23 protein-coding genes and 1 riboswitch are annotated in these 25,221 nt (G+C 72.1%); of the genes, 14 read left to right on the top strand and 9 right to left on the bottom strand.

Annotated features, from left to right (window positions below; genetic code table 11):
- The first annotated feature begins 14 nt into the window (after window positions 1-14).
- Window positions 15-875, top strand: coding sequence for a hypothetical protein (locus ACFU95_RS00565; protein WP_383819708.1), 861 nt, complete (start codon window positions 15-17; stop codon window positions 873-875).
- A gap of 3 nt (window positions 876-878) precedes the next feature.
- Here the strand turns inward: ACFU95_RS00565 and ACFU95_RS00560 are convergent, their stop codons facing one another.
- Window positions 879-1,766: a GNAT family N-acetyltransferase gene (locus ACFU95_RS00560; RefSeq protein ID WP_383819705.1), complete on the bottom strand. Its 888-nt coding sequence runs from the start codon at window positions 1,764-1,766 to the stop codon at window positions 879-881.
- A gap of 11 nt (window positions 1,767-1,777) precedes the next feature.
- Window positions 1,778-2,758: a helix-turn-helix transcriptional regulator gene (locus tag ACFU95_RS00555; RefSeq protein ID WP_383819703.1), complete on the bottom strand. Its 981-nt coding sequence runs from the start codon at window positions 2,756-2,758 to the stop codon at window positions 1,778-1,780.
- Between the two features lie 65 nt (window positions 2,759-2,823).
- Between ACFU95_RS00555 and ACFU95_RS00550 the strand changes: the two genes are divergently transcribed.
- The 6 genes from ACFU95_RS00550 to ACFU95_RS00525 all read left to right on the top strand — a co-directional run bounded on the left by ACFU95_RS00550 (window position 2,824) and on the right by ACFU95_RS00525 (window position 10,666).
- Complete coding sequence (locus ACFU95_RS00550; protein WP_383819701.1) at window positions 2,824-3,384, top strand: DinB family protein; 561 nt, start codon at window positions 2,824-2,826, stop codon at window positions 3,382-3,384.
- A gap of 184 nt (window positions 3,385-3,568) precedes the next feature.
- Window positions 3,569-5,086 carry an aldehyde dehydrogenase family protein gene (locus ACFU95_RS00545; RefSeq protein ID WP_383819698.1) on the top strand — a complete coding sequence of 506 codons (1,518 nt, stop codon included), beginning with the start codon at window positions 3,569-3,571 and terminating at the stop codon, window positions 5,084-5,086.
- Window positions 5,087-5,141: 55 nt separating this feature from the next.
- The gene (locus tag ACFU95_RS00540) at window positions 5,142-6,671 is read left to right on the top strand and encodes a GMC family oxidoreductase (RefSeq protein ID WP_383819696.1); all 1,530 of its coding nucleotides are present in this window, start codon (window positions 5,142-5,144) and stop codon (window positions 6,669-6,671) included.
- Window positions 6,671-7,759, top strand: a complete 1,089-nt coding sequence (locus ACFU95_RS00535; RefSeq protein WP_383819694.1) for a glycine betaine/L-proline ABC transporter ATP-binding protein — start codon at window positions 6,671-6,673, stop codon at window positions 7,757-7,759. The genes ACFU95_RS00540 and ACFU95_RS00535 overlap by 1 nt, the downstream gene beginning before the upstream one ends.
- Entirely contained in the window at window positions 7,759-9,708 is a 1,950-nt protein-coding gene (locus ACFU95_RS00530; protein WP_383819692.1) for an ABC transporter permease, read from the top strand. Before ACFU95_RS00535 ends, ACFU95_RS00530 begins: the two co-directional genes overlap by 1 nt.
- Before the next feature lies 1 nt (window position 9,709).
- Window positions 9,710-10,666 carry an ABC transporter substrate-binding protein gene (locus ACFU95_RS00525; protein WP_383819689.1) on the top strand — a complete coding sequence of 319 codons (957 nt, stop codon included), beginning with the start codon at window positions 9,710-9,712 and terminating at the stop codon, window positions 10,664-10,666.
- Between the two features lie 6 nt (window positions 10,667-10,672).
- On the opposite strand, the gene ACFU95_RS00520 is transcribed toward ACFU95_RS00525, so the two are convergent.
- Genes ACFU95_RS00520 through ACFU95_RS00510 form a run of 3 tightly spaced genes read right to left on the bottom strand, consistent with a single transcriptional unit; the run spans window position 10,673 to window position 12,368 of the window.
- Window positions 10,673-11,395, bottom strand: a complete 723-nt coding sequence (locus ACFU95_RS00520) for an isocitrate lyase/phosphoenolpyruvate mutase family protein (protein ID WP_383820425.1) — start codon at window positions 11,393-11,395, stop codon at window positions 10,673-10,675.
- 8 nt (window positions 11,396-11,403) lie between these two features.
- Complete coding sequence (locus tag ACFU95_RS00515; protein WP_383819686.1) at window positions 11,404-11,850, bottom strand: carboxymuconolactone decarboxylase family protein; 447 nt, start codon at window positions 11,848-11,850, stop codon at window positions 11,404-11,406.
- Window positions 11,847-12,368 (bottom strand): carboxymuconolactone decarboxylase family protein, encoded by a 522-nt coding sequence (locus ACFU95_RS00510; RefSeq protein ID WP_383819684.1) that lies wholly within the window; start codon window positions 12,366-12,368, stop codon window positions 11,847-11,849. The genes ACFU95_RS00515 and ACFU95_RS00510 overlap by 4 nt, the downstream gene beginning before the upstream one ends.
- Before the next feature lie 47 nt (window positions 12,369-12,415).
- On the opposite strand from ACFU95_RS00510, the gene ACFU95_RS00505 reads away from it, so the two are divergent.
- A complete protein-coding gene (locus ACFU95_RS00505) occupies window positions 12,416-13,807 on the top strand; it encodes a PLP-dependent aminotransferase family protein (protein WP_383819681.1) in 1,392 nt (463 codons plus the stop codon).
- A 226-nt stretch (window positions 13,808-14,033) separates the two neighbouring features.
- On the opposite strand, the gene ACFU95_RS00500 is transcribed toward ACFU95_RS00505, so the two are convergent.
- The gene (locus tag ACFU95_RS00500; protein WP_383820422.1) at window positions 14,034-14,879 is read right to left on the bottom strand and encodes a hypothetical protein; all 846 of its coding nucleotides are present in this window, start codon (window positions 14,877-14,879) and stop codon (window positions 14,034-14,036) included.
- A 121-nt stretch (window positions 14,880-15,000) separates the two neighbouring features.
- On the opposite strand from ACFU95_RS00500, the gene ACFU95_RS00495 reads away from it, so the two are divergent.
- The 3 genes from ACFU95_RS00495 to ACFU95_RS00485 all read left to right on the top strand — a co-directional run bounded on the left by ACFU95_RS00495 (window position 15,001) and on the right by ACFU95_RS00485 (window position 17,870).
- Complete coding sequence (locus ACFU95_RS00495) at window positions 15,001-15,354, top strand: hypothetical protein (protein WP_383819678.1); 354 nt, start codon at window positions 15,001-15,003, stop codon at window positions 15,352-15,354.
- 61 nt (window positions 15,355-15,415) lie between these two features.
- Window positions 15,416-16,600 (top strand): glutathionylspermidine synthase family protein, encoded by a 1,185-nt coding sequence (locus ACFU95_RS00490; RefSeq protein WP_383819675.1) that lies wholly within the window; start codon window positions 15,416-15,418, stop codon window positions 16,598-16,600.
- A 397-nt stretch (window positions 16,601-16,997) separates the two neighbouring features.
- Window positions 16,998-17,870, top strand: coding sequence for an alpha/beta fold hydrolase (locus ACFU95_RS00485; RefSeq protein WP_383819673.1), 873 nt, complete (start codon window positions 16,998-17,000; stop codon window positions 17,868-17,870).
- Between the two features lie 24 nt (window positions 17,871-17,894).
- On the opposite strand, the gene rocD is transcribed toward ACFU95_RS00485, so the two are convergent.
- Entirely contained in the window at window positions 17,895-19,109 is a 1,215-nt protein-coding gene (gene rocD, locus ACFU95_RS00480; protein WP_383819670.1) for an ornithine--oxo-acid transaminase, read from the bottom strand.
- 162 nt (window positions 19,110-19,271) lie between these two features.
- Window positions 19,272-19,368, top strand: a riboswitch (ZMP/ZTP riboswitch).
- Between the two features lie 31 nt (window positions 19,369-19,399).
- On the opposite strand from rocD, the gene ACFU95_RS00475 reads away from it, so the two are divergent.
- The 3 genes from ACFU95_RS00475 to ACFU95_RS00465 all read left to right on the top strand — a co-directional run bounded on the left by ACFU95_RS00475 (window position 19,400) and on the right by ACFU95_RS00465 (window position 22,894).
- Window positions 19,400-20,848, top strand: a complete 1,449-nt coding sequence (locus ACFU95_RS00475) for a glycine hydroxymethyltransferase (protein ID WP_383819667.1) — start codon at window positions 19,400-19,402, stop codon at window positions 20,846-20,848.
- 239 nt (window positions 20,849-21,087) lie between these two features.
- Window positions 21,088-22,101, top strand: coding sequence for a tryptophan--tRNA ligase (gene trpS / locus ACFU95_RS00470; protein WP_383819665.1), 1,014 nt, complete (start codon window positions 21,088-21,090; stop codon window positions 22,099-22,101).
- Between the two features lie 214 nt (window positions 22,102-22,315).
- A complete protein-coding gene (locus tag ACFU95_RS00465; protein ID WP_383819662.1) occupies window positions 22,316-22,894 on the top strand; it encodes a 2'-5' RNA ligase family protein in 579 nt (192 codons plus the stop codon).
- 162 nt (window positions 22,895-23,056) lie between these two features.
- On the opposite strand, the gene ACFU95_RS00460 is transcribed toward ACFU95_RS00465, so the two are convergent.
- The gene (locus ACFU95_RS00460; protein WP_383819659.1) at window positions 23,057-23,812 is read right to left on the bottom strand and encodes a decaprenylphospho-beta-D-erythro-pentofuranosid-2-ulose 2-reductase; all 756 of its coding nucleotides are present in this window, start codon (window positions 23,810-23,812) and stop codon (window positions 23,057-23,059) included.
- A gap of 28 nt (window positions 23,813-23,840) precedes the next feature.
- Window positions 23,841-25,196, bottom strand: coding sequence for an FAD-binding protein (locus tag ACFU95_RS00455; protein ID WP_383819656.1), 1,356 nt, complete (start codon window positions 25,194-25,196; stop codon window positions 23,841-23,843).
- Between the last annotated feature and the right edge of the window lie 25 nt (window positions 25,197-25,221).

Below are 25,221 nucleotides of genomic sequence, written 5' to 3'. Positions count from 1 at the left end.
TCGGGGGACCTGCCATGAGCGGATGGGACGGCAACGGCAGCGGCCACAGCTCCGGTTCCTTCTCGGAGCACGAGCCGAGCGAGGAGAGAGGCCAGGCGGCCTGGGCGGCGCAGGAGCCGGTCGTTCCGCCACCGTGGGCGTCGGCCCGGACGCAGACCTCCTCGTCCCTGCCGCCGCGCCTCCCGGCCCCGCCTCCTCCCACGCCCGTGCCGCCGCCCGTCCCACCCCCATCTCCCCGTGCCCGCCGCCTCCTTCTCGTCCTCGTCGCCGCGGCCGTCCTCGGCGCGGGCGTCGGCGCCGGAGTCTGGTTCCTCCTCCGCGAGGGCTCGCCCCTCACCGGAGCCGGGTCGACCCCGTTGCCCGGCGTCGTCGCCACCACCCCGCCCACCCCCAACTCCCCGTCCCCGCCCGCCTCGTCGCTCCCCGGCTACCGCCGCGCCCAGGACCCCGTCGGCTACAGCCTGCACATCCCGCAGGGCTGGATCCGCAGCCAACGGCAGGGCGAGAAGGCCCCGGTCGTCTTCTACGACGCCCCGGACGACGGCCGCAGCCTGCAGATCTTCGCGCTCGCGGAGGGCACCCCGGCCGAGTCCCTCGACCTCGCCGAGAACGACCCCGGCTACGGCTACGCGAACCAGCCCGGCTACCGGGCCCTGGACCGCGCCGCAGCCGCCGGCTGGTCCGAGCTCACGTACCGCTACGACGACGAGGACAAGGGCCCGCGCCAGGTCATCGACCACCGCTTCGAGGCCACCGACGGCACGCTCTACGCGATCCGCGCCGCCGGCCCGGCGGAACTGGCCCCCGGTCTGGTCCGCGAACCGCTCACCACCGCGCTGGAGTCCTTCTGCCCCGCGGGCGGGCAGTGCCGTTGAGGGTCAGCCGTCCAGGCGCTTCTCGAACCAGTGGCTGGCGTAGACGTTGTCCTCGTACGCCGGGATGTCCTTGTACCCGCACGCCCGGTACATCGCCTGCGCCTCGGTGAGCGCGGCGTGCGTGTCGAGGCGTACGACGGTCAGGTGCCGTGCGGCGGCCTCCTGTTCGAGGGCGTCGAGCAGCCGGCGGGCGAGGCCGAGGCGGCGGGCGTCGGGGTGCACCCAGACATGGCGGATCTCGCCGACGCCGGGCTCCAGGCGCCGTAGCGCCCCGCAGCCCACGGGGCGGCGCTCCTCGTAGGCGACGAAGAACGCGCCGGCGTCGCCGGACACCTCCCGCGGCCGTACGAGGTCGTCCTTGTCGAACCCCTCGGGGAACCGCTCGTCGATCTCGGCCGCGTAGGCGTCCAGACAGGCCAGGGCGTCCGGTGCGGCGCCGTCGACGAGGCCGACCGTGATGCCCGCGAGGCGCAGCAGCCGCCGGGTGGTGGCCATCGCCCGGGTCAGTTCGGCGCGCTGGGTCTCGTCGAGGCCGTCCAGGAGCGCGGCCGTGGCCCTGCCCGCCCGCCGGTCCTGCTCGGCCACCTCCACCCGCCCGGCCGGGGTCAGCTCGATCATGCGCAGCCGGTTGTCCTGCGGGTGCGCGCTGAGCCGGACCATGCCCTGCGCCTGAAGCGCCTTGGCCATCCGGCTCAGATACCCGGCGTCCAGGCCGAGCCGGCTTCTGAGTTCCCGCAGGGACGCTCCGTCCCCGATCTCGAAGAGCAGCCGGGCCTCGCCCAGCGGGCGGTCCTGGCCGAGGTAGTGGTCGTCCAGGACGCCGATGCGGCGGGTGAAGTAACGGTTGAAGCGCCGGAAGGCCGTCACGTGGTCCGTCGGTACTGGCTCCATATTCTTTGACTTTAGTCAAAGACCTGGTCCGGGTCGACCCCTTCCGCCGCCTGTGTGAGGCGCCGTCCGAGCGCCAGTGCGGCCTCCCGCAGCTCACGCGGTCCGACGATCCGGAACGGTGCCCGCAGCGCCGTGAGCTGCTCGGCGTACCAGTCCGGTTCGTCGGTGGTGGCGAGGAGGCGTGTGGTGTGGTCGTCGATCGGTTCGGGGCGGCCGAGGCTGCGGGGGAGCCACTCGGCGACGTGTGCGGCGGGGGCCTCGACCACGATCTCCACCTCGTGGGTCCAGCCCTCGGAGAGGTGCTCCTCGACGGTCTCGACGGGGTCCAGGCCGGCGGGCGGTTCGAACGTGCCGGGCAGGACCGTCAGGCTCGTCACCCGGTCCACGCGCAGGACGCGTCGCGCGTCACGGGTGTGCGACCAGCACAGCAGATACCAGCGGCCGTGGTGCACGACGACCGCCCACGGGTCGACCTCCATGGTGCGCTCGCCGCGCGGCCCCAGCCGGTAGCCGAGGCGCAGCCGCCGGTGTGCGGCGGCGGCCTCGACGAGCGCGGCGGTGGTGCCGGGGTCGGGGCGCGCGGGCGGGCCGGGGGTGCCCCGGGCGCTGACCCTGCGGACCGCCTCGGCCGGGTGCGCGACCGGTTCGGGCAGGGCCCGCAGCAGCTTGCCCAGCGCGCTGCCCACCGGGCCGGACGGGTCGGCCGCGTCGTGATGGCCCTCCAGGACGGCCATGACCAGGCCGAGCGCCTCGGTCGCGGTGAACATCAGCGGCGGCAGCCGCATGCCCCGGCCGAGGCGGTAGCCGCCGTACGGACCCCGGGTGGACTCGACGGGGATGCCGGCCTCGCGCAGGATGCCGACATAGCGGCGGGCGGCGCGCTCGGAGACGCCGAGGCGGGCGGCCAGGCGGTCGGCGGTGATGCCGGGGTTGTTCTGCAGGAGTTCGAGCAGCAGGAGGGCGCGGGCGGTGGGGCTTTCGTCGTGGCTCATCCTCGCCCCAGGGGAGTTTCCGTTCCGGAAGTGGATCGACCGGAATGGACCCTAGCCTGCCGGTCATGACCTACGACACCGAACAGCCGGTCCTCGTCGAGCCGCCCGTCGCCGGTTCCGAGGCCGACACCCTGATCGGCTCCCTGGAGCGGCAGCGCCGGACCTTCGCCTGGAAATGCGAAGGGCTGGACGCCGCGGGCCTGAACCGTCGGCTCGCGCCCTCCGCCCTCACGCTGGGCGGGCTGCTCAAGCACCTGGCCCTGGTCGAGGACGAGTACCTCACCAGGCGCCTGCTCGGAGTGGAGCTGCCCCCGCCGTGGGACGCGGTGGACTGGGACGCGGACCCCGACTGGGAGTGGCGCTCGGCGGCGGAGGACGAGCCGGAGCAGGTGTACGCGCTGTGGGGGCAGGCGGTGGCGCGCTCCCGGGTGAACCTGCGGCGGGTGCTGTCCGAGGGGGGTGTGGATCAGTTGGTCCGCCACTCCTGGCCCGACGGCCGGGCCCCCAGCGTCCGGCGCACCCTGATCGACCTCGTCGAGGAGTACGCCCGCCACCTCGGCCAGGCCGACCTGATCCGTGAGTCGATCGACGGCCGGGTGGGGGAGGATCCGCCGGCCGGCTTCTGAGCCACCCGTACCAGCCTTTGCTGCCCCCTTTCGTTCCTGTTTGTCCGGATGTTCAGTGATGCACCGCACTTTCGGCCACCGATTGCGCATGCAACCCGAGGGCCGGGGCAGGCGGTCACGGTCCTCGTGGGTGACACCTGTGTGACTCAGGGGCACTGAACAGGAACGGAAGGCAACACCGATCATGACCGGACAGCAGGCGCAGCAGACGATTCACGCGGGCGGCGAGTGGCGCGAGGCCGTCTCCGGCGCGACCCGCGAAATCCTCGACCCCGCGGACGCGACGCCGTTCGCCGTGGTCGCCGAGGGCGACGAGAAGGACACCGACCTGGCGGTGGCGGCCGCCCACCGCGCCTTCGACGGCGGTCAGGGGCCGTGGCCGCGCACACCCGTCGCCGAACGCGCCGCCCTGCTGCGCCGCGTCGCCGACCTCCTGGTGCGCGACCGCGAGACGCTCGGCCTGCTGGAGAGCCGCGACGCCGGCAAGACCCTCGAAGAGGGCCGGGTCGACATCGACTGCGTCGCCGACGCCTTCCGTTACTTCGCCGACCTCGTCGCCGCCGAGGCCCCGGGCCGGGTCGTCGACGCGGGCTCGCCCGACCTGCACAGCGTCGTCGTCCACGAACCGGTGGGCGTGTGCGCGCTGATCACTCCCTGGAACTACCCCCTCCTCCAGGCCAGTTGGAAGATCGCGCCCGCGCTCGCCGCCGGGAACACCTTCGTCGTCAAGCCCAGCGAGATCACCCCGCTGACGACCGTCGCCCTGGTCGAGCTGCTGGTCGAGGCGGGCCTCCCGGCCGGCGTCGCCAACATCGTCACCGGGCCCGGCCATTCGGTCGGCGCCCGCCTCGCCGAGCACCCCGACGTCGACCTCGTCTCCTTCACCGGCGGCCTGGTCAGCGGCACCAAGGTGGCCCAGGCCGCGGCGCCCTCCGTGAAGAAGGTCGCCCTCGAACTCGGCGGCAAGAACCCCAACGTCGTCTTCGCCGACGCCTGCGCCACCGACGAGGGCTTCGACACCGCCGTCGACCAGGCCCTCAACGCCGCCTTCATCCACAGCGGCCAGGTCTGCTCGGCGGGCGGCCGCCTCATCGTCGAGGAGTCCGTCCGGGACCGCTTCGTCACCGAACTCGCCCGCAGGGCGGGCAGGATCCGGCTCGGCCGCGGCACCGCCGACGGCGTCGAGTGCGGACCGCTCGTCTCCGAGCAGCAGCGCGCGAAGGTCGAGGCGTACGTCGACTCCGCGCTCAAGGAGGGCGCGGTGCTGCGCTCCGGCGGCAGGCGGCCCGAGCCGTCCCCGGAGCGGCCGGAGAACGGCTACTTCTACGAGCCGACCGTCCTCGACCACTGCCACCGCGAGATGAAGGTCGTACGCGAAGAGGTCTTCGGCCCGGTCCTCACCGTCGAGACCTTCCGCACCGAGGACGAGGCGATCGCGCTGGCCAACGACACCGAGTACGGCCTCGCGGGCGCCGTCTGGACCGCCGACGCGGGGCGGGCGCGCCGGGTCGCGGGCCGGCTGCGGCACGGCACCGTCTGGATCAACGACTTCCACCCCTACCTTCCGCAGGCGGAGTGGGGCGGGTTCGGCAAGAGCGGAGTGGGGCGCGAACTCGGCCCCGCCGGGCTCGCCGAGTACCGCGAGAGCAAGCACGTGTACCAGAACCTGGCGCCCAAGCCGGTCCGCTGGTTCGCGGGCTGACTCCGGCCCCCTCCGACCCCGTAAGACTTCGCAAGTCCCCTGGAGCTGCCCCCACATGTCCCAGAACACCCCTGTGTACGACTACGTCGTGATCGGCGGCGGCACGGCCGGATCGGTCATCGCCTCCCGGCTCACCGAGAACCCCGACGTCACCGTCGCCGTCATCGAGGGCGGCCCCAGTGACGTCGACCGCGACGACGTCCTCACCCTGCGCCGCTGGATGGGCCTCCTCGGCGGCGAGCTGGACTACGACTACCCGACCACCGAGCAGCCCCGCGGCAACTCGCACATCCGGCACAGCCGGGCCCGCGTGCTGGGCGGATGTTCCTCGCACAACACGCTCATCGCCTTCAAGCCGCTGCCGTCCGACTGGGACGAGTGGGAGGAGGCCGGCGCCACCGGCTGGGGCGCGGTGCCGATGGAGGCGTACTACGCGCGCCTGAAGAACAACATCGTCCCGGTCGACGAGAAGGACCGCAACGCCATCGCCCGCGACTTCGTCGACGCGGCGCAGGGCGCACTCGGCGTCCCGCGCGTCGAGGGCTTCAACAAGCAGCCCTTCACCGAGGGCGCCGGCTTCTTCGACCTCGCCTACCACCCCGAGAACAACAAGCGCTCGTCGGCGTCTGTGGCGTATCTGCACCCGGTGATGGACGAGCGCGAGAACCTGACGATCCTGCTGGAGACCTGGGCGTACAGGCTGGAACTCGACGGCACGCGTGCCGAGGGCGTCCACGTGCGCACCAAGGACGGCGAGGAAGTCCTGATCCGCGCTCGCCGCGAGGTCGTCCTGTGTGCCGGCGCCGTCGACTCGCCCCGGCTGCTGATGCACTCCGGTATCGGTCCGAAGGAGGACCTCACCCGGCTGGGCATACCGGTGGTCCACGACCTGCCGGGTGTCGGCGAGAACCTGCTCGACCACCCCGAGTCGGTGATCGTCTGGGAGACCGACGGCCCGATCCCGGACAACTCCGCGATGGACTCCGACGCGGGCCTCTTCGTCCGCCGGGACCTCGGACACGCGGGCCCCGACCTGATGTTCCACTTCTACCAGATCCCGTTCACGGACAACCCGGAGCGACTGGGCTACGAGCGGCCGGAGTTCGGGGTGTCCATGACCCCGAACATCCCCAAGCCCAAGAGCCGCGGCCGGCTGTACCTGACCAGCGCCGACCCGTCCGTGAAGCCCGCGCTCGACTTCCGCTACTTCACCGACGAGGACGACTACGACGGCCGCACCCTGGTCGACGGCATCCGCATCGCCCGCGAGATCGCCAGGACCGAACCGCTGGCGGGCTGGCTCAAGCGGGAGGTGTGCCCCGGCCCCGACGTCACCGGCGACGAGGAGCTGAGCGAGTACGCCCGCAAGGTCGCGCACACCGTGTACCACCCGGCCGGCACCTGTCGTATGGGTGCCGCCGACGACGAACAGGCCGTGGTCGACCCGCAGTTGAGGATCCGCGGCCTGGACGGAATCCGTATCGCTGACGCCTCCGTGTTCCCCACGATGACCGCCGTGAACCCGATGATCGGGGTGCTCATGGTCGGGGAGAAGGCCGTCGACCTGCTTGGAGGTGAGGCGTGATGAGTACTACTGCCCCTGCTACCCCTGCCGTCCCTGGTACCCCTGCTGTCCCTGGTACCCCTGTCTTCTCTGTCGAAGGTCTCTGGAAGGTCTTCGGCCCGAAGGCGCACCGTGTCCCCGCCGACCCGGAGCTGGCCGCGCTCGGCGCCGCCGAACTGCGCACCCGCACCGGCTGCACGGCGGCGGTCCAGGACGTGTCCTTCGACGTCCGCAAGGGCGAGGTCTTCGTCGTCATGGGCCTGTCCGGCTCCGGCAAGTCCACGCTGGTGCGCTGTCTGACCCGGCTCATCGAGCCGACGGCGGGCACCATCGCCATCGACGGCGAGGACGTCCGCGCCATGGACAGGACCCGCCTGCGCGAACTGCGCCGCCACCGCGCCGCCATGGTCTTCCAGCACTTCGGCCTGCTCCCGCACCGCACGGTCCTGGACAACGTGGCGTACGGCCTGGAGATCCAGGGCATGGGCAAGGCCGAGCGCCGTGAGAGGGCCGCGCAGGTGGTCGCCAAGGTCGGCCTGGAGGGCATGGAGCACCGCAGGCCGGGCCAGCTGTCCGGCGGTCAGCGCCAGCGCGTCGGACTGGCCCGGGCGTTGGCGGTGGACCCGCAGGTCCTGCTCTTCGACGAGCCGTTCAGCGCGCTCGACCCGCTGATCCGGCGGGACATGCAGGAGGAGGTCGTCCGGCTGCACCGCGAGGAGGGCCGCACGATGGTCTTCATCACCCATGACCTCAGCGAGGCCCTCAAGCTCGGCGACCGCATCGCCCTCATGCGCGACGGCCGCGTCGTCCAGCTGGGCACCCCGGAGGAGATCGTGGGCTCCCCGGCCGACGACTACGTCCGCGAGTTCGTCCGCGACGTCCCGCGCGAGCAGGTCATGACCGTGCGTTCGGCCATGCGTGCCGCGTCGGCGGACGAGGGCGGCAACGGGCCGGCGGTCGCGCCGGACGCGACGGTGTCGGAGGCGATCGAGGCCGTTGCGCGCACCGGTGCCCCGGCCCGGGTCATGGAAGGGGGACGCTGTCTGGGGGTGGTCGACCACGAACGGCTGATCGACGTCGTGGCGGGGAAGAGCAAGGAGGTGGCTTGATGGCCACCGCCACAGCCACCGCCCCGCGCGCCGCCCTGCCCGGCATCCTCAAACAGCCCGTCGTCCGCAAGCTCCTGCTGCTGGCCCTCGCCGCCGCGATCGTCGTGCCGCTGGCGAACGCCCGCTGGGCGAGCGGCAGCTGGCCGGCCGCGCTCACCGTCGACTTCTCCGACCAGCTCACCAGGGCCAGCGTCTGGATCATCGACAACCGGGACAGCCACCCGCTGTTCGTCTACTTCTTCGGGCACATCAGCAACGCGGTCGTGATCTGCGTACGCGCCGTGTACCTGGTACTGCTCGCGGCCGGGTGGGCCGGCGTCACCGCCGCCGCGGCCCTGACCGCCTGGCGGGTCGCCGGCTGGAGACTCGCCGCCGGCACCGGCGCCGCGTTCCTGGCCTGCGGGTTCCTCGGCATGTGGATCCCCACCATGCAGACCCTCGCGCTCATGGTCGTGGCGGTCCTCGCCTCGGTCGCCGTGGGCGCGCTGCTGGGCCTGGCCGCCGGGCTCTCCGACCGGATGGACAGGATCCTGCGCCCCGTCCTGGACACCATGCAGGTGCTCCCGGCCTACGCCTACCTGCTCCCCGTCGTCCTGGTCTTCGGCATGGGCGTCCCCGCCGCCGTCCTGGCCACCGTCGTCTACGCCGCCCCGCCGATGGCCCGTCTCACCGCCCTCGGCCTGCGCGGCGCCGACAAGGAGGTGCTGGAGGCGGTCGAGTCGCTCGGCGCCACCGCACGGCAGCGCCTGCTGACCGCCCGTATCCCGCTGGCCAGCAAGGAACTCCTGCTCGGCCTCAACCAGACGATCATGATGGCGCTGTCGATGGCGGTCATCGCGTCGGTCATCGGCGCGGGCGGCCTCGGTGACCGCGTCTACCAGGCGCTGGGCTCCGTCGACGTCGGCGCCGCGCTCGCGGCCGGCATCCCGATCGTGCTGCTCGCCGTCGTCCTGGACCGGGTCACGGGCGCGGCGGGCGAGGGGCTCGGCGAGGAGCCCCGGCCGAACGGCCGGACACGCTGGCTGTTCGCCCTGGCCGCCGCCGTGGCCGTGGCCGTCGCCGGGCGTCTCATGGGCCGCCTCGACTGGCCCGACGCCTGGACCCTGAACATCGCCCAGCCGGTCAACCGCGCCGTCGACTGGATGACCGACCACCTCTACTCGGGCGTCCCCGTCGTCGGCGGCACCGCCGACTGGGCGGCCCACTTCACCACCTGGGTCCTCGACCCCGTGCGCGACACCCTGCAGTGGCTGCCCTGGTGGTCGGTCCTGCTGATCGTCGCCGCCCTCGCCTGGCTGATCGGCACCTGGCGCACCGCGCTCACCGCCGTGCTCGCCATGGCCACGATCGGCGTCCTGGGCGTGTGGACCCCGTCGCTCGACACCCTCTCCCAGGTCCTGGCGGCCGTCGCCGTCACCCTGGTCCTGGGCTTCGCGACCGGTATCGCGGCGGCCCGCAGCGACCGCGTCGAGCGGCTGCTGCGGCCCGTCCTGGACGTCTTCCAGACGATGCCGCAGTTCGTGTACCTGATCCCGGTGGTGGCGCTGTTCGGCGTGGGCCGTGCCCCGGCCGTCGCGGCAGCGGTCGTCTACGCCCTGCCCGCAGTCGTCCGCATCACCACCCAGGGCCTGCGCCAGGTCGACCCGGCCGCCCTGGAGTCGGCCCGCTCGCTCGGCGCGACCCCCCTCCAGCAGCTGCGGCAGGTCCAACTGCCGCTCGCCCGCCCGGCGTTGCTGCTCGCCGTCAACCAGGGCGTGGTCCTGGTCCTCGCCGTCGTCATCATCGGCGGCCTGGTCGGCGGTGGCGCGCTCGGCTACGAGGTCGTCGCCGGTCTCGCGCAGGGCGACCTCGCGACCGGGCTGGTGGCCGGCGCGGCGATCGTCTGCCTGGGCCTGATGCTCGACCGGGTGACCCAGCCGACGGAACGCCGCGCGAAGAAGGGAGCGTGACATGCGACTTCGTACGACCGCTGTAGTGGCCGGCGTGTCCTCGCTGGCGCTGCTGACCGGCTGTGGCGCCGCCGACATGACCAAGCAGGCATCGCCGTTCGCCAACGCGCAGGGCGCCAGGAGCGTGACCCTGTCCGTCCAGTCCTGGGTGGGCGCGCAGGCCAACGTGGCCGTGGCCCAGTACCTGCTGGAGCACGAGCTCGGCTACCGCGTCGACACCGTCCAGATCGACGAGGTCCCCGCCTGGGACGCGCTCAGCCAGGGCCGCGTCGACGCGCTCATGGAGGACTGGGGGCACCCGGAGGAGGAGCAGCGGTACGTCAAGGACAAGAAGACGATCGTGCCCGGCGGCGGCCTCGGGGTCACCGGGCACATCGGCTGGTACGTCCCGACGTACTTCGCCAAGCAGCACCCGGACGTCACCGACTGGAAGAACCTCGACAAGTACGCCGAGCAGATGCGCACCGCGGAGAGCGGCGGCAAGGGCCAGCTGATGGACGGCTCGCCCTCCTACGTCACCAACGACAAGGCGCTGGTGAAGAACCTGGACCTGGACTACCAGGTGGTGTTCGCCGGTTCGGAGGCCGCGCAGATCACGCAGATCAAGCAGTTCGCCAAGGAGAAGAAGCCCTTCCTGACGTACTGGTACTCCCCGCAGTGGCTGTTCAAGAAGGTCCCCATGACCGAGGTGAAGCTGCCGGCGTACAAGGAGGGCTGCGACGCCGACCCGGAGAAGGTCGCCTGCGCCTATCCGCACACCCCGCTGCAGAAGTACCTCAACGCCGACTTCGCGAAGGAGGGCGGCGAGGCGGCGGCCCTGCTGAAGAGGTTCAAGTGGACGACCGAGGACCAGAACGAGGTCTCCCTGATGATCGCCGAGCAGAAGCTGTCCCCCGAGGAGGCGGCGAAGAAGTGGGTGGACAGCCACGAGTCCACGTGGAAGGCGTGGCTGTCCTGAGCCCGCCTATGCCCTGAGGCCGTCGGCGATGTCACGCAGCGCCTGCGCCGCGCTGTGCAGCAGTCCCGGCCCGAACGTGACGCGAGTGGCCCCGAGTTCACCGAGTTCGGTGGGCGAGGGGCCCTCGCCGTCCGGACGGCCGTGCGCGTTGACCGGCCCCTGGATCCCGGACCGCAGAAGCGGCAGGTGGGCTTCCGGGGCGCCGATCGGATAGACGCAGTCGGCGCCCGCGGCGACGTACAGCGCGGCTCGCTCGATGGCGCGTTCGGGATCGGCGTCGCCGTACGCGTAGGTGTCGACGCGCGCGTTGACGAAAAGCCGGTCACCGGCCGCGTACCGCACCTCGGCGAGCCATTCGGCGTGCTCGCGCGGGTCCTTGAGGACACCCCGGTTCGAGTCCTCGAGGTTGCAGCCCACGGCCCCGGTCTCCAGCAGCCGCTCCACCAGCTCCCGCGGCGCCAGCCCGTACCCGTCCTCCACGTCCGCCGACACCGGTACGTCCACGGACCGCACGATGCGCGCCACCGCGGCGAACATCTCCTCGGCCGGAACCGCCCCGTCCTCGTACCCGAGCGAGAGCGCCACCCCCGCGCTGGGCGTGGCGAGCGCGGGAAACCCGGCCTTCTCGAACACCCGGGCGCTCATCGCGTCCCAGGGGCCGGGCAGCACCAGCGGGTCGTCGGCGGAGCGGCGGCGGTGCAGGGCGCGGAAGGCGTCGGCCTTGGTCATGGTCCCGGTCACGGTGTGTATCCCCCTGGTGGAATGCGGCGGCCGACCATCACGCGGTTCCAGTTGTTGATGGCGACGACGAGAGCGATGAGATGGGCGAGCCGGACGTCGTCGAAGTGGGCGGCGGCCCGCTCGTACACCGTGTCGGGTACGAAGCCGTCCGTCAGGACGGTCACGGCCTCCGTCAGCGCGAGCGCGGCACGCTCCCGCTCGTCGAAGACGCCCTCGGCCTCCTCCCAGGAGGCCAGCAGGTCGAGCTGTCGCTCGCTCACCCCGTACTCGCGGGCGAGGGCGAGGTGCATGTCCAGGCAGAAGGCGCAGTGGTTGAGCTGCGAGGCCCGCAGCACGACGAGTTCGGCTAGCGCGGGGTCACCCAGGCCCCGCTTCGCGGCGGCGCTGAGCGAGGACATGGCCTGGCCGACGGCCCGGTCGAGGAGCGTGGTGCGGACCGTCACGCGTGCTGCCCCGGCTGGTAGTGCCCCGGGACCCGACGGCAGGTCACCCCGAACCGGTTCCAGGCGTTGATCACCGTGATCGCGGCGATCAGCTGGGCCAGTTCGGCCTCCTCGAAGTGCTTCGCGGCCTTCTCGTACACCGCGTCGGGCACGAAGCCGTCCGTCAGGACGGTCACCGCCTCCGTCAGCTCCAGCGCCGCGAGTTCCCTCTCCGTGTAGAAGTGCTCGGATTCCTCCCATGCGCTGAGCTGGATGATCCGCTCGACGCTCTCCCCGGCGGCGAGCGCGTCCTTGCTGTGCATGTCGAGGCAGAGCGCGCAGTGGTTGATCTGCGAGGCGCGGATCTTCACCAGCTCCAGCAGCTTCGGCTCGACGCCCTTCCGGGCCGCCGCGTCCAGCCGGACCATGGCCTTGAAGACGTCGGGGGCGAGCGTGGCCCAGTCCAGGCGCTGGGTGTGTTCGGGGGCGTACCGGATGGTCTCGTCAGGGGCGTACCCGATGGTCTCGTCAGTGGTCATGGCATCGACACTATGGACAATGCAGCCCACGGGTATGGTCCATTCTCATGGCGAAATCCTGGGCCACTTTCGGCGTCGACCTGCACCTGGAGCCGACCGGCGCGGGTCTGCGCCGGGGGCTGACCGACGCCCTGCGCGACGCGGTCCGCACCGGCCGCCTGGACCCCGGCACCCGGCTGCCCTCCTCCCGCTCCCTCGCCGCCGACCTCGGTGTCGCCCGCAACACCGTCGCCGACACCTACGCCGATCTCGTCGCCGAGGGCTGGCTCACCGCTCGGCAGGGTTCGGGCACCCGGGTCGCCGAGCGGAGGGTCGTCCCGCCGGCCGGCACGGTTCTCCGGCCCCGCGAGCGCGGCCGACCGCAGTACGACCTGCGCCCCGGCTTCCCCGACCTCGCCTCGTTCCCGCGCACGCAGTGGCTCCGGGCAGCCCGCCGCGCCCTGGCCTCGGCCCCGAACGAAGCCCTCGGCTACGGCGACCCGCACGGCCGCCCCGAACTGCGCACCGCCCTCGCCGGCTACCTCTCGCGCGTACGGGGCGTCCGCGCCGACCCCGACCGGATCCTGGTGTGCGGCGGGATCTCGCACGGCCTGCGGATCCTCGGCGAGGTGCTGCGGGCACGCGGGGTCAGCACGGTCGCGGTCGAGTCGTACGGCCTGAGGGCCCACGGGGATCTGCTCCACGCGGCGGGCCTGCGCACGGCCGCACTTCCCTTCGACCGACTCGGCACCGACCCGGGTGACCTGCGGCCGCGCCGCGCGGGCGCGGTCCTGCTCACTCCCGCGCACCAGTTCCCGATGGGCGTGCCCCTGCACCATGACCGGCGGGCGGCCGTCGTGGACTGGGCGCGGCGCACCGGCGGCCTGGTCCTGGAGGACGACTACGACGGCGAGTTCCGCTACGACCGCCAGCCCGTCGGCGCGCTCCAGGGCCTCGACCCCGACCGGGTCGTCTACCTCGGCACCGCGAGCAAGTCCCTCGCCCCCGGCCTGCGGCTGGCCTGGATGGTGCTGCCGCCCACGCTGGTGGAGGAGGCCACGGCGGTGAAGGGCCAGGTCGACACGTGCGGCGCGCTGGACCAGCTGACGCTGGCGGAGTTCCTCACGTCCGGCGCCTACGACCGCCACGTACGCGCGGTCCGGCTGCGCTACCGGCGGCGGCGCGACGCCCTGGTCGCGGCCCTCGCCGAGCGCGCTCCGCAGGTCGGCGTCACCGGCATCGCGGCCGGACTGCACGCCGTCCTGCGACTCCCGCCGGGCACCGAGCAGTCGGTCGTGCAGGCGGCCCACTGGCAGGGCCTGGCCGTGGACGGCCTCACCCGGTACCGCCGCTCCGACGCGCTCGCCGAGCCGCTGGACGCGCTGGTCGTGGGCTACGGGACACCACCGGACCACGGGTGGTCGGGGGCGCTGGACGCGCTGTGCGCGACGCTGCCCTGATCGAGCAGCGTCTCCCCACGCCTTGGACGCCTGGCGCGAGACCTCCTTGCTCACCTGAAGGAAGTCGGCCATGCAGTGAGCCTATATCGGGGGTCGGAGCTTGACCGTGTTCGAGACCGTGCGGGACTACCGCCGGGCCATGTTCTGGTGCACGGAACGCTGCCGGATCACGCGCGGGCGGGGGCGTCGGAGGCGTTGGGGAGGGGGTTGCCCTGAGGTGGCTGCCCTACGACGGTTTCACCGGCGTGGCCGTCGGTGCCGGTGCCTCCCCGAACCGTGCCAACGCCAGCGCCCCCGCCACGGCGACCGCGAACCCCAGCACCGCCAGCCAGGCCAGCCCCTCCCGCGTACGGTCCCCGAGCCACACCACTCCCACCAGCGCGGGCCCGATCGTCTCCCCGATCACCATCGCCGCGGTGGCCGTGGTCACCGAGCCGCGCTGCAACGCCGAGGTCAGCGCCAGAAACGCCGCCCCACCCCCCAGCAGCAGCGCGTACGTCGCCGGATTCACCAGCAGCTCCGGCACCGCGACCGAGTCGATCAGCCGTACCGCCACCTCCACCACCCCGAACCCGAACCCGGCCGCCAGCCCGAGCACCAGGCCCCGTCCCCGCTCCGGCAGCCGCCCGCCCGCGAGCCCCACCCCCAGCACTCCCAGGGCCACCCCGAGCATCGCGAACCGGAGCGCGTCCGAACCGTCCTTGTCCCCCTCCGCCCCCGAGGCGAGCCCGAGCATCGCCAGCCCGGCGCACACCACCCCCACCGCGGCCCACTCGGTCCGCCGCAACCGCACCCGGAGCAACCGCGCCGCGACGACCGCGGTCACCGCGAGACTGGACGCCAGCGCCGCCGAGACGGCGTAGATGGGCAGCGACCGCAGAGCGACGACCTGCAAGACGAAACCCATCCCGTCCAGGCCCAGACCGGCCAGATACCGCCACTGCCGAAGCGCCCGCAGCAGGACCCCGGCCTCGCCGCCCCGGCCCCCCTGCGCACTCGCCGCCCGCGCGGCCACCGCCTGAAGCACGGTCGCCGCACCGAAACAGACCGCCGCACCCAGCGCACACACCATCCCAAACAGCACAAAGTGACTGTAGGCGAGCAGGAGAAACGGCGGCCCCCCGACAGCCGCACTCTTAACGATCTCTAGGCTGTCCGCCTGACGCACGAGATCACCATCGGGGGAGACACACATGGCTGAAACACGACGCCGACTGCGCTCGAGCACGGTCGTCCTGGGCGGCATGGGAGTCATAGCCGCGGCTCTGACCTCGTGCGGATCCGACCCCGACCGGCGCTGCGTGGACCGCGACAGCTACACCTACGAGGGCTACAAGGTCATCGCGGACAAGAACTGCAACTCCGGCAGCGGCTCCAGCTCCTCGTACGGCAAGAGCGGCCGGAAGAAGACCGGAAGCTCCGACGCCGCCTGGTACTACGACGCCGACACCGACGACGGCCGCGCCGACTACGGCACCTTCAGCCGCAGCGATGCCGTCGACCGCGGCGGCTTCGGCTGCTCGGGCTCCGGCAGCGGCGGCGGCTGAACGGGCACAAAGGCAGAGCAGGCAGAGCAGGCAGAGCAGGCAGAGCAGAGAACCGTACGAGATGGAACGCCGCACGACACAGCCCCGCCCCGACTGGCAGCAGACCGTCGAGGAGCAGGGGCTCGTCTACCCTCTCACCCGCCACCCCGACGACTCCCTGCGCCCGTACTGGGACGAGAGCGCGTACTACGTCTTCTCGCTCCCGGAGGTCGAGGCGCTGGAGGAGGTCGTCGAGGAACTCCACGGCATGTGCCTGGCGGCGGCCGAGCACATCGTCGCCGAGCACCGCTTCGCCGACCTCGGCATCACCGACCCGCGCGTCGCGAAAGCGGTCGCCGAGGCATGGCGTCGCCGCGCCGAACTCCCGTCCGTCTACGGCCGCTTCGACCTCCGCTACGACGGCAATGGCCCGGCGAAACTCCTGGAGTACAACGCCGACACCCCCACCTCCCTCGTCGAGGCCGCCTCGCCCCAGTGGTTCTGGATGGAGGAGCGCTTCCCCGGCGCCGACCAGTGGAACTCCCTCCATGAACGCCTCGTCGCGGCCTGGACGAAGCAGTCCGCCCTGCTCCCGCCCGGCAGCCCCCTCTACTTCGCGTACTCCTCGGCCGACGAACTCGGCGAGGACCTGATGACGGTGGCCTACCTCAAGGAGACCGCGGAACAGGCCGGCCTGGACACCGGCTGGATCTCCGTGGAGGAGATCGGCTGGGACCGTCTCTCCGGCCGCTTCGTCGACACCCGGCTCCGCTTCATCCGCAGCTGCTTCAAGCTCTACCCCTGGGAGTGGCTCACCACGGACCGCTTCGCCGACCACGTCCTGGACACCCTCGACAACGGCGGCGGCACGGGCACGACCCTCTGGATCGAACCGGCCTGGAAGATGCTCCTCAGCAACAAGGCCCTCCTCGCCGTCCTCTGGGAGCTCTACCCGGACCACCCGAACCTCCTCCCCGCCTACCTCGACGGGCCGCGGGAGCTGGCGGGCACGACGGGCTATGTCACCAAGCCCCTGCTGGGCCGGGAGGGCGCGGGCGTGACGATCCACGAACCCGGCGCAAAGGCGGTCGTGCGGGAAGAGTCCTGCTGCTACCAGCAGTTGGCTCCGCTGCCCTCCTTCGACGGCAACCGCGTCGTCCTCGGCGCGTGGGTCGTCGAGGACGAGTCGGCGGGCCTCGGTATCCGCGAGTCGTCCGGCCTGATCACGGACGAGTACGCCCGCTTCCTGCCGCACGTGATCCTGTAGCGGCCGTACGCCGGACAGCTGTCGCACGTCGAAGACGGGTGGCACCGGCCCGGCCGATACCCCTGCCCGGTTCGGTTCCCCCGACTCACCGTCCGCGACCCGGGCGGCCGGCCCGTCCGCGATGGCCGACGGATTGCGCCCGCGCCCGATCCAGCCCAACCCGCCGCAGGTACGCCGGCGCAGCCATCGCCGGATGAACCCGGAGCCCGGTCTCGCGGAGCCCGCCCGTGACGGCCATGCCTGTCCGTCACGCGTCCTGTGCGCGGAACCTACCGCCCCTGCCTTCCGGCGCCCCGAATCCCGTGGCGCCTCCCGCCAGTATTCGATACGATACGTCTCGTCTCGCAAAACGGAGGTGGCCCGGCAGCCGGCCACCGCGCACCACAGGGAGCCCCGCATGGAACACTCCGTCGACGCAGCGCCCGGCATCCGCCTCTGGGCGGAAGAGCGCGGCGCCCCCGACGCACCCCCACTCCTGCTGATCATGGGCGCGCAGGCCTCCGGCCTCGGCTGGCCGGACGAACTGGTCGGCCTCCTCGCCGCCCACCACCGCGTCATCCGCTACGACCACCGCGACACCGGCCGCTCCACCTGGGCCTACGACGACCAGCCCTACCCCCTCACCGCCCTCGCCGACGACGCCCTCACGGTCCTGGACGGACTCGGCGCCGCCCGCGCCCATGTCGTCGGGATGTCGCTGGGCGGCATGCTCACCCAGCTCCTGATCGCCGACCACCCCGACCGTCTGCTGAGCGCGACCCTGATCGGCACGAGTGCCCTCAGCGACACTCCGTACCTCCACCCGGACGGCACCCGCACCCCGGTGGAGGAACTCCCCGGCATCGACCCCCGGATCATGGAGCTGTGGTCCCAGCCGTGGACCGACGAGGGCCGGGAGGCGGAACTGGACCGACGCGTCGCCCACTGGCGGCTTCTGTCCGGCGGCCACATCCCCTTCGACGCCGACTACTTCCGCGCCCTCGACCGCGAGGTCATCGCCCACACCGGCCACCACCGGCCCGGCGACGCCCATGGCCGCGCCGACTACTCGGGCATGCTCCGTACCGAACAACTCGCCCGGACCACGGTCCCCACCCTCGTGGTCTCGGCCCCCGCCGAACCGGTCTTCCCCCTCCCGCACGCCCAGCACCTCGCCCAGACGATCCGCGGCGCCCACGTCGTCGAGATCCCCGGCATGGGCCACGCACTGCCGCCCGAGATCCACAAGCCCCTCGCAGGCGCGATCCTCGACCACACCGCACCCCGCTGACCGGGCGGGCGGACGACCGCCGGCTCACACCCCGAGCACGCCCCGCAACTGGGCGAGCCCCCAGTCCAGATCCTCCTTCCCGATCACCAGCGGCGGCGCGATACGGATCGTCGCCCCCTGGGTGTCCTTCACCAGCACACCCCGGTCCATCAGCTTCTCGGACACCTCCCGCCCGGTACCGAACGCCCGGGCGATGTCGACCCCCGCCCACAGCCCACGCCCCCGCACCGCCGTCACCCGCCCCGTCCCGGCCAGCAGGCCCAGCTCCTGGTGCAGATGCGCGCCGAGCTGCGCGGACCGCTCCTGGAACTCGCCCGTGCGCAGCATCGCGATCACCTCCAGCGCCACAGCGCACGCCAGCGGATTCCCGCCGAACGTCGACCCGTGCTCCCCGGGCCGGAACACCCCCAGCACCTCGGCCGACGACACCACCGCCGACACCGGCACGACCCCGCCCCCGAGCGCCTTCCCCAGCACATACGCGTCCGGCACCACATCCTCGTGCTCGCACGCGAACGTACGACCCGTGCGCCCCAGCCCCGACTGGATCTCGTCCGCGACGAACAGCACGTTCCGCTCCCGCGTCAGCTCCCGCACCGCCGGCAGATAGCCGGCCGGGGGAACGAGCACCCCCGCCTCGCCCTGGATCGGCTCCAGCAGCACGGCCACCGTGTTCTCCGTCAGCGCCTCCCGCATCGCCGTCAGATCCCCGTACGGCACGATCTCGAAGCCCGGTGTGTACGGCCCGTAGTCCGCCCGCGCCTCCGGGTCGGTGGAGAAGCTGATGATCGTCGTCGTACGGCCGTGGAAGTTGTTGCCCGCGACGACGATCTTCGCCATCTCCGCCGGCACCCCCTTGACCCGGTAGCCCCACTTGCGGGCCGTCTTCACGGCCGTCTCCACCGCCTCCGCCCCCGTGTTCATCGGCAGCACCATCTCCATCCCGCACAGCTCGGCGAGCTGCTCGCAGAACGCCGCGAACCGGTCGTGATGAAACGCCCGCGACGTCAGCGTCACCCGCTCCAGCTGCGCCTTCGCCGCGTCCACGATCCGCCGGTTGCCGTGCCCGAAGTTGAGCGCCGAATACCCGGCCAGCAGATCCAGATACCGCCGCCCCTCCACATCCGTCATCCACGCCCCGTCCGCCGTCGCCACCACGACCGGCAACGGGTGGTAGTTGTGGGCGCTGTGCGCGTCCACCGCGGCGATCAGGGACTCGGTGGTGCTCGACGTGCTCACGGGGCTCTCCGTTTCCGCCACCGCGAGGGCTCGTGTCCGGACCGTCACGAGGCTCGCGGCCACTGTCCATTTCTGGCCTTACGAGTGCTTTGCGGCCCCTTCCTATCGTTGCTCGCATGGTGGACGCGGGACCAGGCCGCGTCGGCGCGCCCGGTAGGCTGATCGACGGGTCGTGACTGGCGCGCTGGGATGGACGAACCATCGGGGAGCGGCCCCTGGACCGAGTCCAGACCGAGTGCCGTGCGCCTGGGCCGTACCGTGAACGCTGCACACGACGTCCGGAGGTCCCCATGTCAGCCGAGCCCCGCTCCACCGAGTCCACCGCCTTCCGTGCCGCCCTCGACGTGATCCGCGCAGTCGAGCCGCGCGTGGCCGACGCCATCGGCCAGGAGGTCGCCGACCAGCGCGAGATGCTCAAACTGATCGCCTCCGAGAACTACGCCTCCCCGGCCACCCTCCTGGCGATGGGCAACTGGTTCAGCGACAAGTACGCCGAGGGCACCGTCGGCCGCCGCTTCTACGCCGGCTGTCGCAACGTCGACACCGTCGAGTCCCTGGCCGCCGAGCACGCCAAGGAGCTCTTCGGCGCCCGGCACGCCTACGTCCAGCCCCACTCCGGCATCGACGCCAACCTCGTCGCCTTCTGGTCCGTCCTCGCCCAGCGCGTCGAGACCCCCGCCCTGGAGAAGGCCGGCGTCCGCCAGGTCAACGACCTCACCGAGGCCGACTGGGCCGAGCTCCGCCGGGCCTTCGGCAACCAGCGCATGCTCGGCATGTCCCTGGACGCCGGCGGTCACCTCACCCACGGCTTCCGCCCGAACATCTCCGGCAAGATGTTCGACCAGCGCTCCTACGGCACCGACCCCGCCACCGGCCTCATCGACTACGAGGCCCTGCGCGTCTCCGCCCGCGAGTTCAAGCCGCTCATCATCGTCGCCGGCTACTCCGCCTACCCCCGTCTCGTGAACTTCCGGATCATGCGCGAGATCGCCGACGAGGTCGGCGCCACGCTCATGGTCGACATGGCCCACTTCGCGGGTCTCGTCGCCGGCAAGGTCCTCACCGGCGACTTCGACCCGGTCCCGCACGCCCAGATCGTCACCACCACCACCCACAAGTCGCTGCGCGGCCCGCGCGGCGGCATGGTCCTGTGCGACGACTCCCTCAAGGACCAGGTCGACCGCGGCTGCCCGATGGTCCTCGGCGGCCCGCTCCCGCACGTCATGGCCGCCAAGGCCGTCGCCCTTGCCGAGGCGCGGCAGCCCGCCTTCCAGGACTACGCCCAGCGCATCGTCGACAACTCCCGCGCCCTGGCCGAGGGCCTGATGCGCCGCGGCGCCACCCTGGTCACCGGCGGCACCGACAACCACCTCAACCTGATCGACGTCGCCTCCTCCTACGGCCTCACCGGCCGCCAGGCCGAGGCCGCGCTCCTCGAGTCCGGCATCGTCACCAACCGCAACTCCATCCCGGCCGACCCCAACGGCGCCTGGTACACCTCCGGCATCCGCATCGGCACCCCCGCCCTGACCACGCGTGGCCTGGGCACCGCCGAGATGGACGAGGTCGCCGCCCTCATCGACCGGGTCCTCACCACCACCGAGCCCGGCACGACCAAGTCGGGCGCCCCCTCCAAGGCCGCTCACGTCCTCGACGCGAAGATCGCCGACGAGATCTCCCACCGCGCCACCGACCTCGTGGCCGGGTTCCCGCTGTACCCGGAGATCGACCTGGGCTGACGCCCGCGCCGATCCACCGAGGGCCTCACCGGTCCAGGTCGATCAACTCCTGACGTGGCTCCTCCCGCGGCGGTCCGGCTCCAGACCGGGCCGCCGCGCGGCCGCTCGGGGCACTACCGCGGAGCCCTGCGGCCGGCGGGGAGCAGCCGAACCTTTGTTACACCGCCGACGACGGATCGGGTCCCGCCTGTTTCCGACTGGTTCCCGAGCGGTCCCCGCGACCTGAGAGAATGGGGGACATGGCCTCTGACCGACCCCGCGTGCTCTCCGGAATCCAGCCCACCGCAGGCTCGTTCCACCTCGGCAACTACCTCGGCGCCGTCCGCCAGTGGGTTGCCCTCCAGGAGTCCCACGACGCGTTCTACATGGTCGTCGACCTGCACGCGATCACGCTCCCGCAGGACCCCGCCGACCTGCGCGCCAACACCCGCCTGGCCGCCGCCCAGCTCCTCGCGGCCGGACTCGACCCGGAGCGCTGCACGCTCTTCGTCCAGAGCCATGTCCCCGAGCACGCCCAGCTCGCCTGGGTCATGAACTGCCTCACCGGCTTCGGCGAGGCGTCCCGCATGACCCAGTTCAAGGACAAGTCCGCCAAGCAGGGCGCGGACCGGGCCTCCGTCGGCCTGTTCACGTACCCGATCCTCCAGGTCGCGGACATCCTGCTGTACCAGGCCAACGAGGTCCCGGTCGGCGAGGACCAGCGCCAGCACATCGAGCTCACCCGCGATCTCGCCGAGCGCTTCAACGGCCGCTTCGGCCCGACCTTCACCGTCCCGAAGCCGTACATCCTCAAGGAGACGGCGAAGATCTACGACCTTCAGGACCCGTCGATCAAGATGAGCAAGTCGGCTTCCACGCCGAAGGGCCTCATCAACCTGCTCGACGAGCCCAAGGCCACCGCCAAGAAGGTCAAGAGCGCGGTCACCGACACCGACACCGTCATCCGCTACGACGCCGCGGACAAGCCGGGCGTCAGCAACCTGCTCACCATCTACTCGACCCTCACGGGGGCGGGAATCGCGGAACTGGAGCAGAAGTACGACGGCAAGGGCTACGGTGCGCTCAAGACGGACCTCGCCGAGGTCATGGTCGAGTTCGTGACGCCCTTCCGGGAGCGCACCCAGCAGTACCTGGACGACCCGGAGACGCTGGACTCGATCCTGGCCAAGGGCGCGGAGAAGGCGCGTGCCGTCGCCGCGGAGACGCTCTCCCAGGCGTACGACAAGGTGGGCTTCCTGCCCGCCAAGCACTGAGCCCGCACCACGGCACGCGGCCGCGACACGGCCGTACCACCGCAAGCGCTGCACATCACTACGGTTGCGCCTGCCCGCGGCACGGCCGTGGCCGTACAGTCGATAGCCGAGTGGCCGTATCAGCGGCCACTCACGCTCACCAACAGGGCATGAGCTCACAACAGGACGAGCTTCTCGCGACGGGCGAGCTCACCGACAGACGACAGGAGACGACGTGGGGACCGTAACGATCGGCGTGTCGATCGCGGCCCCGGAGCCTCACGGCAGCCTGCTCCAGGAGCGGCGCGCGGGCTTCGGCGACGCCGCTGCTCACGGCATCCCCACGCACGTCACACTGCTGCCGCCGACGGAGGTCGACGGCGCGCTGCTCCCGGCGATCGAGGCACACCTCGTCGAGGTCGCGACCGCGGGCCGCCCCTTCCCGATGCGGCTGTCCGGCACCGGCACCTTCCGGCCCCTCTCGCCGGTCGTCTTCGTCCAGGTCGTCGAGGGCGCCGAAGCCTGCACCTGGCTCCAGAAGCAGGTTCGCGACGCCTCCGGGCCCGTCGCACGCGAGCTCCAGTTCCCGTACCACCCGCACGTCACCGTCGCGCACGGCATCGACGAGGAGTCGATGGACCGCGCGTTCGAGGAACTGGCCGACTACCGGGCCGAGTGGCCCTGCACCGGCTTCGCCCTCTACGAACAGGGCGCCGACGGTGTGTGGCGCAAGCTGAGGGACTTCGTCTTCGGGGGGCCGGTGGTTCCGCCGCAGCCGGGGTCCGTGGAGCGCGGGTCGATCCCGGCGGGGTAGCTCCGCCGGTCGGGCCGGGGGGTCGTGCCGGGTTGGGTTTGGGTTTCGTCTGCGGGTGATTCGTGGCTGGTCGCGCCCGCGCGGCGGAGCCGCATATCGATACAGTCCCGCGCCCCCTTGAGGCGCTGCCGCGCCTCGTTGGGGTGCTTGTCGGACTGCGGTCTAGATGGGCAGGCAGCGGAACAGTGCTCGTGGTGCGTGGCGTAGGGCCGACATCACCAGGCGGAGGGCGCCCGGCACCCAGACCGTCTCCGAGCGGCGCCGCAGGCCCACTTCGATCGCCGTCGCCACCGCCTCCGGGGTGGTCGTCAGGGGCGGCTCCTCCAGGCCGGTCGTCATCTTCGAGCGTACGAAGCCGGGGCGTACGACCATGACGTGGACGCCGGTGCCGTGCAGGGCGTCGCCCAGGCCCTGGGTGAAGGCGTCGAGTCCGGCCTTGCTCGAGCCGTAGATGAAGTTGGCGCGGCGGGCCCGCTCGCCGGCGACGGAGGACAGGACGACGAGCGAGCCGTGGCCCTGGGCCTGGAGCGCGCCCGCGCTGACCAGGGTCGCCGACACGGCGCCCGTGTAGTTGGTCTGGGCGACCCGCACCGCGCTCAGCGGCTCACGCTCGTCCTGCGCCTGGTCGCCGAGGATCCCGAAGGCGAGCAGCACCATGTCGATGTCGCCCTCCGCGAAGACCTTCCCGAGCACCGTCTCGTGGGATTCGGGGTCGAGCGCGTCGAAGGCCACCGTGTGCACGGCGGCGCCCAGTGCGCGCAGCTCGGCCGCGGACTGCTCCAGGGCGGGCGACGGGCGGCCCGCCAGCCACACCGTGCGGGTGCGGCGCGCGATCATGCGGCGTGCGGTGGCCAGCGCGATCTCGGACGTACCGCCGAGGACGAGCAGGGACTGGGGGAGACCGAAGGCGTCCTTCACGACAGCTCCTAGAGATCTGATGGGGGTTCTACAGGGCGAGACGACGGGCCAGGTCCGACACGAACACGCCGCGCGGGTCCAGCTCCGCGCGCAGCGAGCGGAAGGCGTCCAGGCGCGGGTACATCGCGGCGAGCGACTCGGGCCGCAGCCGGGAGTCCTTGGCGAGGTAGACCCGCCCGCCCGCCGTGGCCACCTCCTCGTCCAGCGCGTCGAGCAGCGTGCCGAGGCCGGGCAGGGCGGCCGGGATGTCCAGGGCCAGCGTCCAGCCGGGCAAGGGGAAGGACAGCCAGCCGGGGTCGGCGTCCCCGAAGCGTTTGAGGACGGCCAGGAACGACGGGCAGCGGTGCTGGGAGATGCGCCGCACGATGCGGCGCAGCGTCTCCTCCCGGCCGTGCCCGACGACGAACTGGTACTGCACGAAGCCGCCCCGGCCGTAGATCCGGTTCCAGTGCGGCACGCCGTCCAAGGGGTGGAAGAACGTGGAGAGCCTCTGCAGTTCGCCGGTACGCGCGCGTGGCGCCTTGCGGTACCAGAGTTCGTTGAAGCAGGCCACGGTACGGCGGTTGAGCAGGCCCTCCGGCAGGTGGGCGGGCGCGCCCGGAAGGCGGGAGGGGCGGAAGGCGAGCGGGTCCCTACGCGCGCGCGTGCCCTCACGCAGGGCGTCCAGGGGGGCGTGGTCGCCGTGGGTCAGCACCGCGCGTCCGGTCGCGGCGCCGCGCGCCAGCAGGTCGATCCAGGCCACCGAGTAGCGGTAGTGGTCGTCGGTGGCGGCCAGTCGGGCCATGAGGTCGTCGAGGTCCCGCGCGCGCTCGGTGTCGACCGACATCAGCGAGGTCTGCACCGGCTGGAGTTGGACCGTGGCGGTGAGGATCACGCCGGTCAGGCCCATGCCGCCGGTGGTCGCGTCGAACAGGGGCGTGCCGCGGCGGACGGTGCGGATCTCGCCGTCGGCGGTGAGGAGTTCCAGCGACAGCACATGGCGGGAGAAGGCGCCCGAGACATGGTGGTTCTTGCCGTGGATGTCGGCGCCGATCGCGCCGCCGACCGTCACATGGCGGGTGCCGGGCGTCACCGGCACGAACCAGCCAAGCGGGAGCAGGACCTGCATCAGCCGGTGCAGCGAGACACCCGCGTCGCACGAGAGGGTGCCGCCGTCGGCGTCGATCGCGTGGATGCGGTCCAGACCGGTCATGTCGAACACCGCACCCCCGGCGTTCTGCGCCGCGTCCCCGTACGCCCGCCCCAGGCCCCTCGGAATGCCCCCGCGCGCTCCGCAGCCCCGGACGGCGGCCGCGGCCTCCTCGTACGTCCTGGGGCGGATCAGACGGGCGACGGTGGGGGCGGTGCGGCCCCATCCCGTGACGGAGACGGTGTCGGCAGGCATGTCGGCGACCGTAGCGCCCGTATGT

It is taken from the genome of Streptomyces sp. NPDC057623 (assembly GCF_042800355.1).
GTDB lineage: Bacteria > Actinomycetota > Actinomycetes > Streptomycetales > Streptomycetaceae > Streptomyces.
This window is presented reverse-complemented; position numbering and strand designations above follow the sequence as displayed.

Excerpts from the sequence above, each read along its gene's own strand:
- ACFU95_RS00525 (WP_383819689.1), top strand. The coding sequence starts at position 9,710 with ATGCGACTTCGTACGACCGCTGTAGTGGCCGGCGTGTCCTCGCTGGCG.
- ACFU95_RS00535 (WP_383819694.1), top strand. The coding sequence starts at position 6,671 with ATGAGTACTACTGCCCCTGCTACCCCTGCCGTCCCTGGTACCCCTGCT.
- ACFU95_RS00475 (WP_383819667.1), top strand. The coding sequence starts at position 19,400 with ATGTCAGCCGAGCCCCGCTCCACCGAGTCCACCGCCTTCCGTGCCGCC.
- ACFU95_RS00550 (WP_383819701.1), top strand. The coding sequence starts at position 2,824 with ATGACCTACGACACCGAACAGCCGGTCCTCGTCGAGCCGCCCGTCGCC.
- ACFU95_RS00545 (WP_383819698.1), top strand. The coding sequence starts at position 3,569 with ATGACCGGACAGCAGGCGCAGCAGACGATTCACGCGGGCGGCGAGTGG.
- ACFU95_RS00510 (WP_383819684.1), bottom strand. The coding sequence starts at position 12,368 with ATGACCACTGACGAGACCATCGGGTACGCCCCTGACGAGACCATCCGG.
- ACFU95_RS00530 (WP_383819692.1), top strand. The coding sequence starts at position 7,759 with ATGGCCACCGCCACAGCCACCGCCCCGCGCGCCGCCCTGCCCGGCATC.
- trpS (WP_383819665.1), top strand. The coding sequence starts at position 21,088 with ATGGCCTCTGACCGACCCCGCGTGCTCTCCGGAATCCAGCCCACCGCA.
- ACFU95_RS00560 (WP_383819705.1), bottom strand. The coding sequence starts at position 1,766 with ATGGAGCCAGTACCGACGGACCACGTGACGGCCTTCCGGCGCTTCAAC.
- ACFU95_RS00495 (WP_383819678.1), top strand. The coding sequence starts at position 15,001 with ATGGCTGAAACACGACGCCGACTGCGCTCGAGCACGGTCGTCCTGGGC.
- ACFU95_RS00490 (WP_383819675.1), top strand. The coding sequence starts at position 15,416 with ATGGAACGCCGCACGACACAGCCCCGCCCCGACTGGCAGCAGACCGTC.
- ACFU95_RS00520 (WP_383820425.1), bottom strand. The coding sequence starts at position 11,395 with ATGACCAAGGCCGACGCCTTCCGCGCCCTGCACCGCCGCCGCTCCGCC.
- ACFU95_RS00455 (WP_383819656.1), bottom strand. The coding sequence starts at position 25,196 with ATGCCTGCCGACACCGTCTCCGTCACGGGATGGGGCCGCACCGCCCCC.
- ACFU95_RS00500 (WP_383820422.1), bottom strand. The coding sequence starts at position 14,879 with ATGGTGTGTGCGCTGGGTGCGGCGGTCTGTTTCGGTGCGGCGACCGTG.
- ACFU95_RS00555 (WP_383819703.1), bottom strand. The coding sequence starts at position 2,758 with ATGAGCCACGACGAAAGCCCCACCGCCCGCGCCCTCCTGCTGCTCGAA.
- ACFU95_RS00540 (WP_383819696.1), top strand. The coding sequence starts at position 5,142 with ATGTCCCAGAACACCCCTGTGTACGACTACGTCGTGATCGGCGGCGGC.
- ACFU95_RS00505 (WP_383819681.1), top strand. The coding sequence starts at position 12,416 with ATGGCGAAATCCTGGGCCACTTTCGGCGTCGACCTGCACCTGGAGCCG.
- ACFU95_RS00565 (WP_383819708.1), top strand. The coding sequence starts at position 15 with ATGAGCGGATGGGACGGCAACGGCAGCGGCCACAGCTCCGGTTCCTTC.
- ACFU95_RS00485 (WP_383819673.1), top strand. The coding sequence starts at position 16,998 with ATGGAACACTCCGTCGACGCAGCGCCCGGCATCCGCCTCTGGGCGGAA.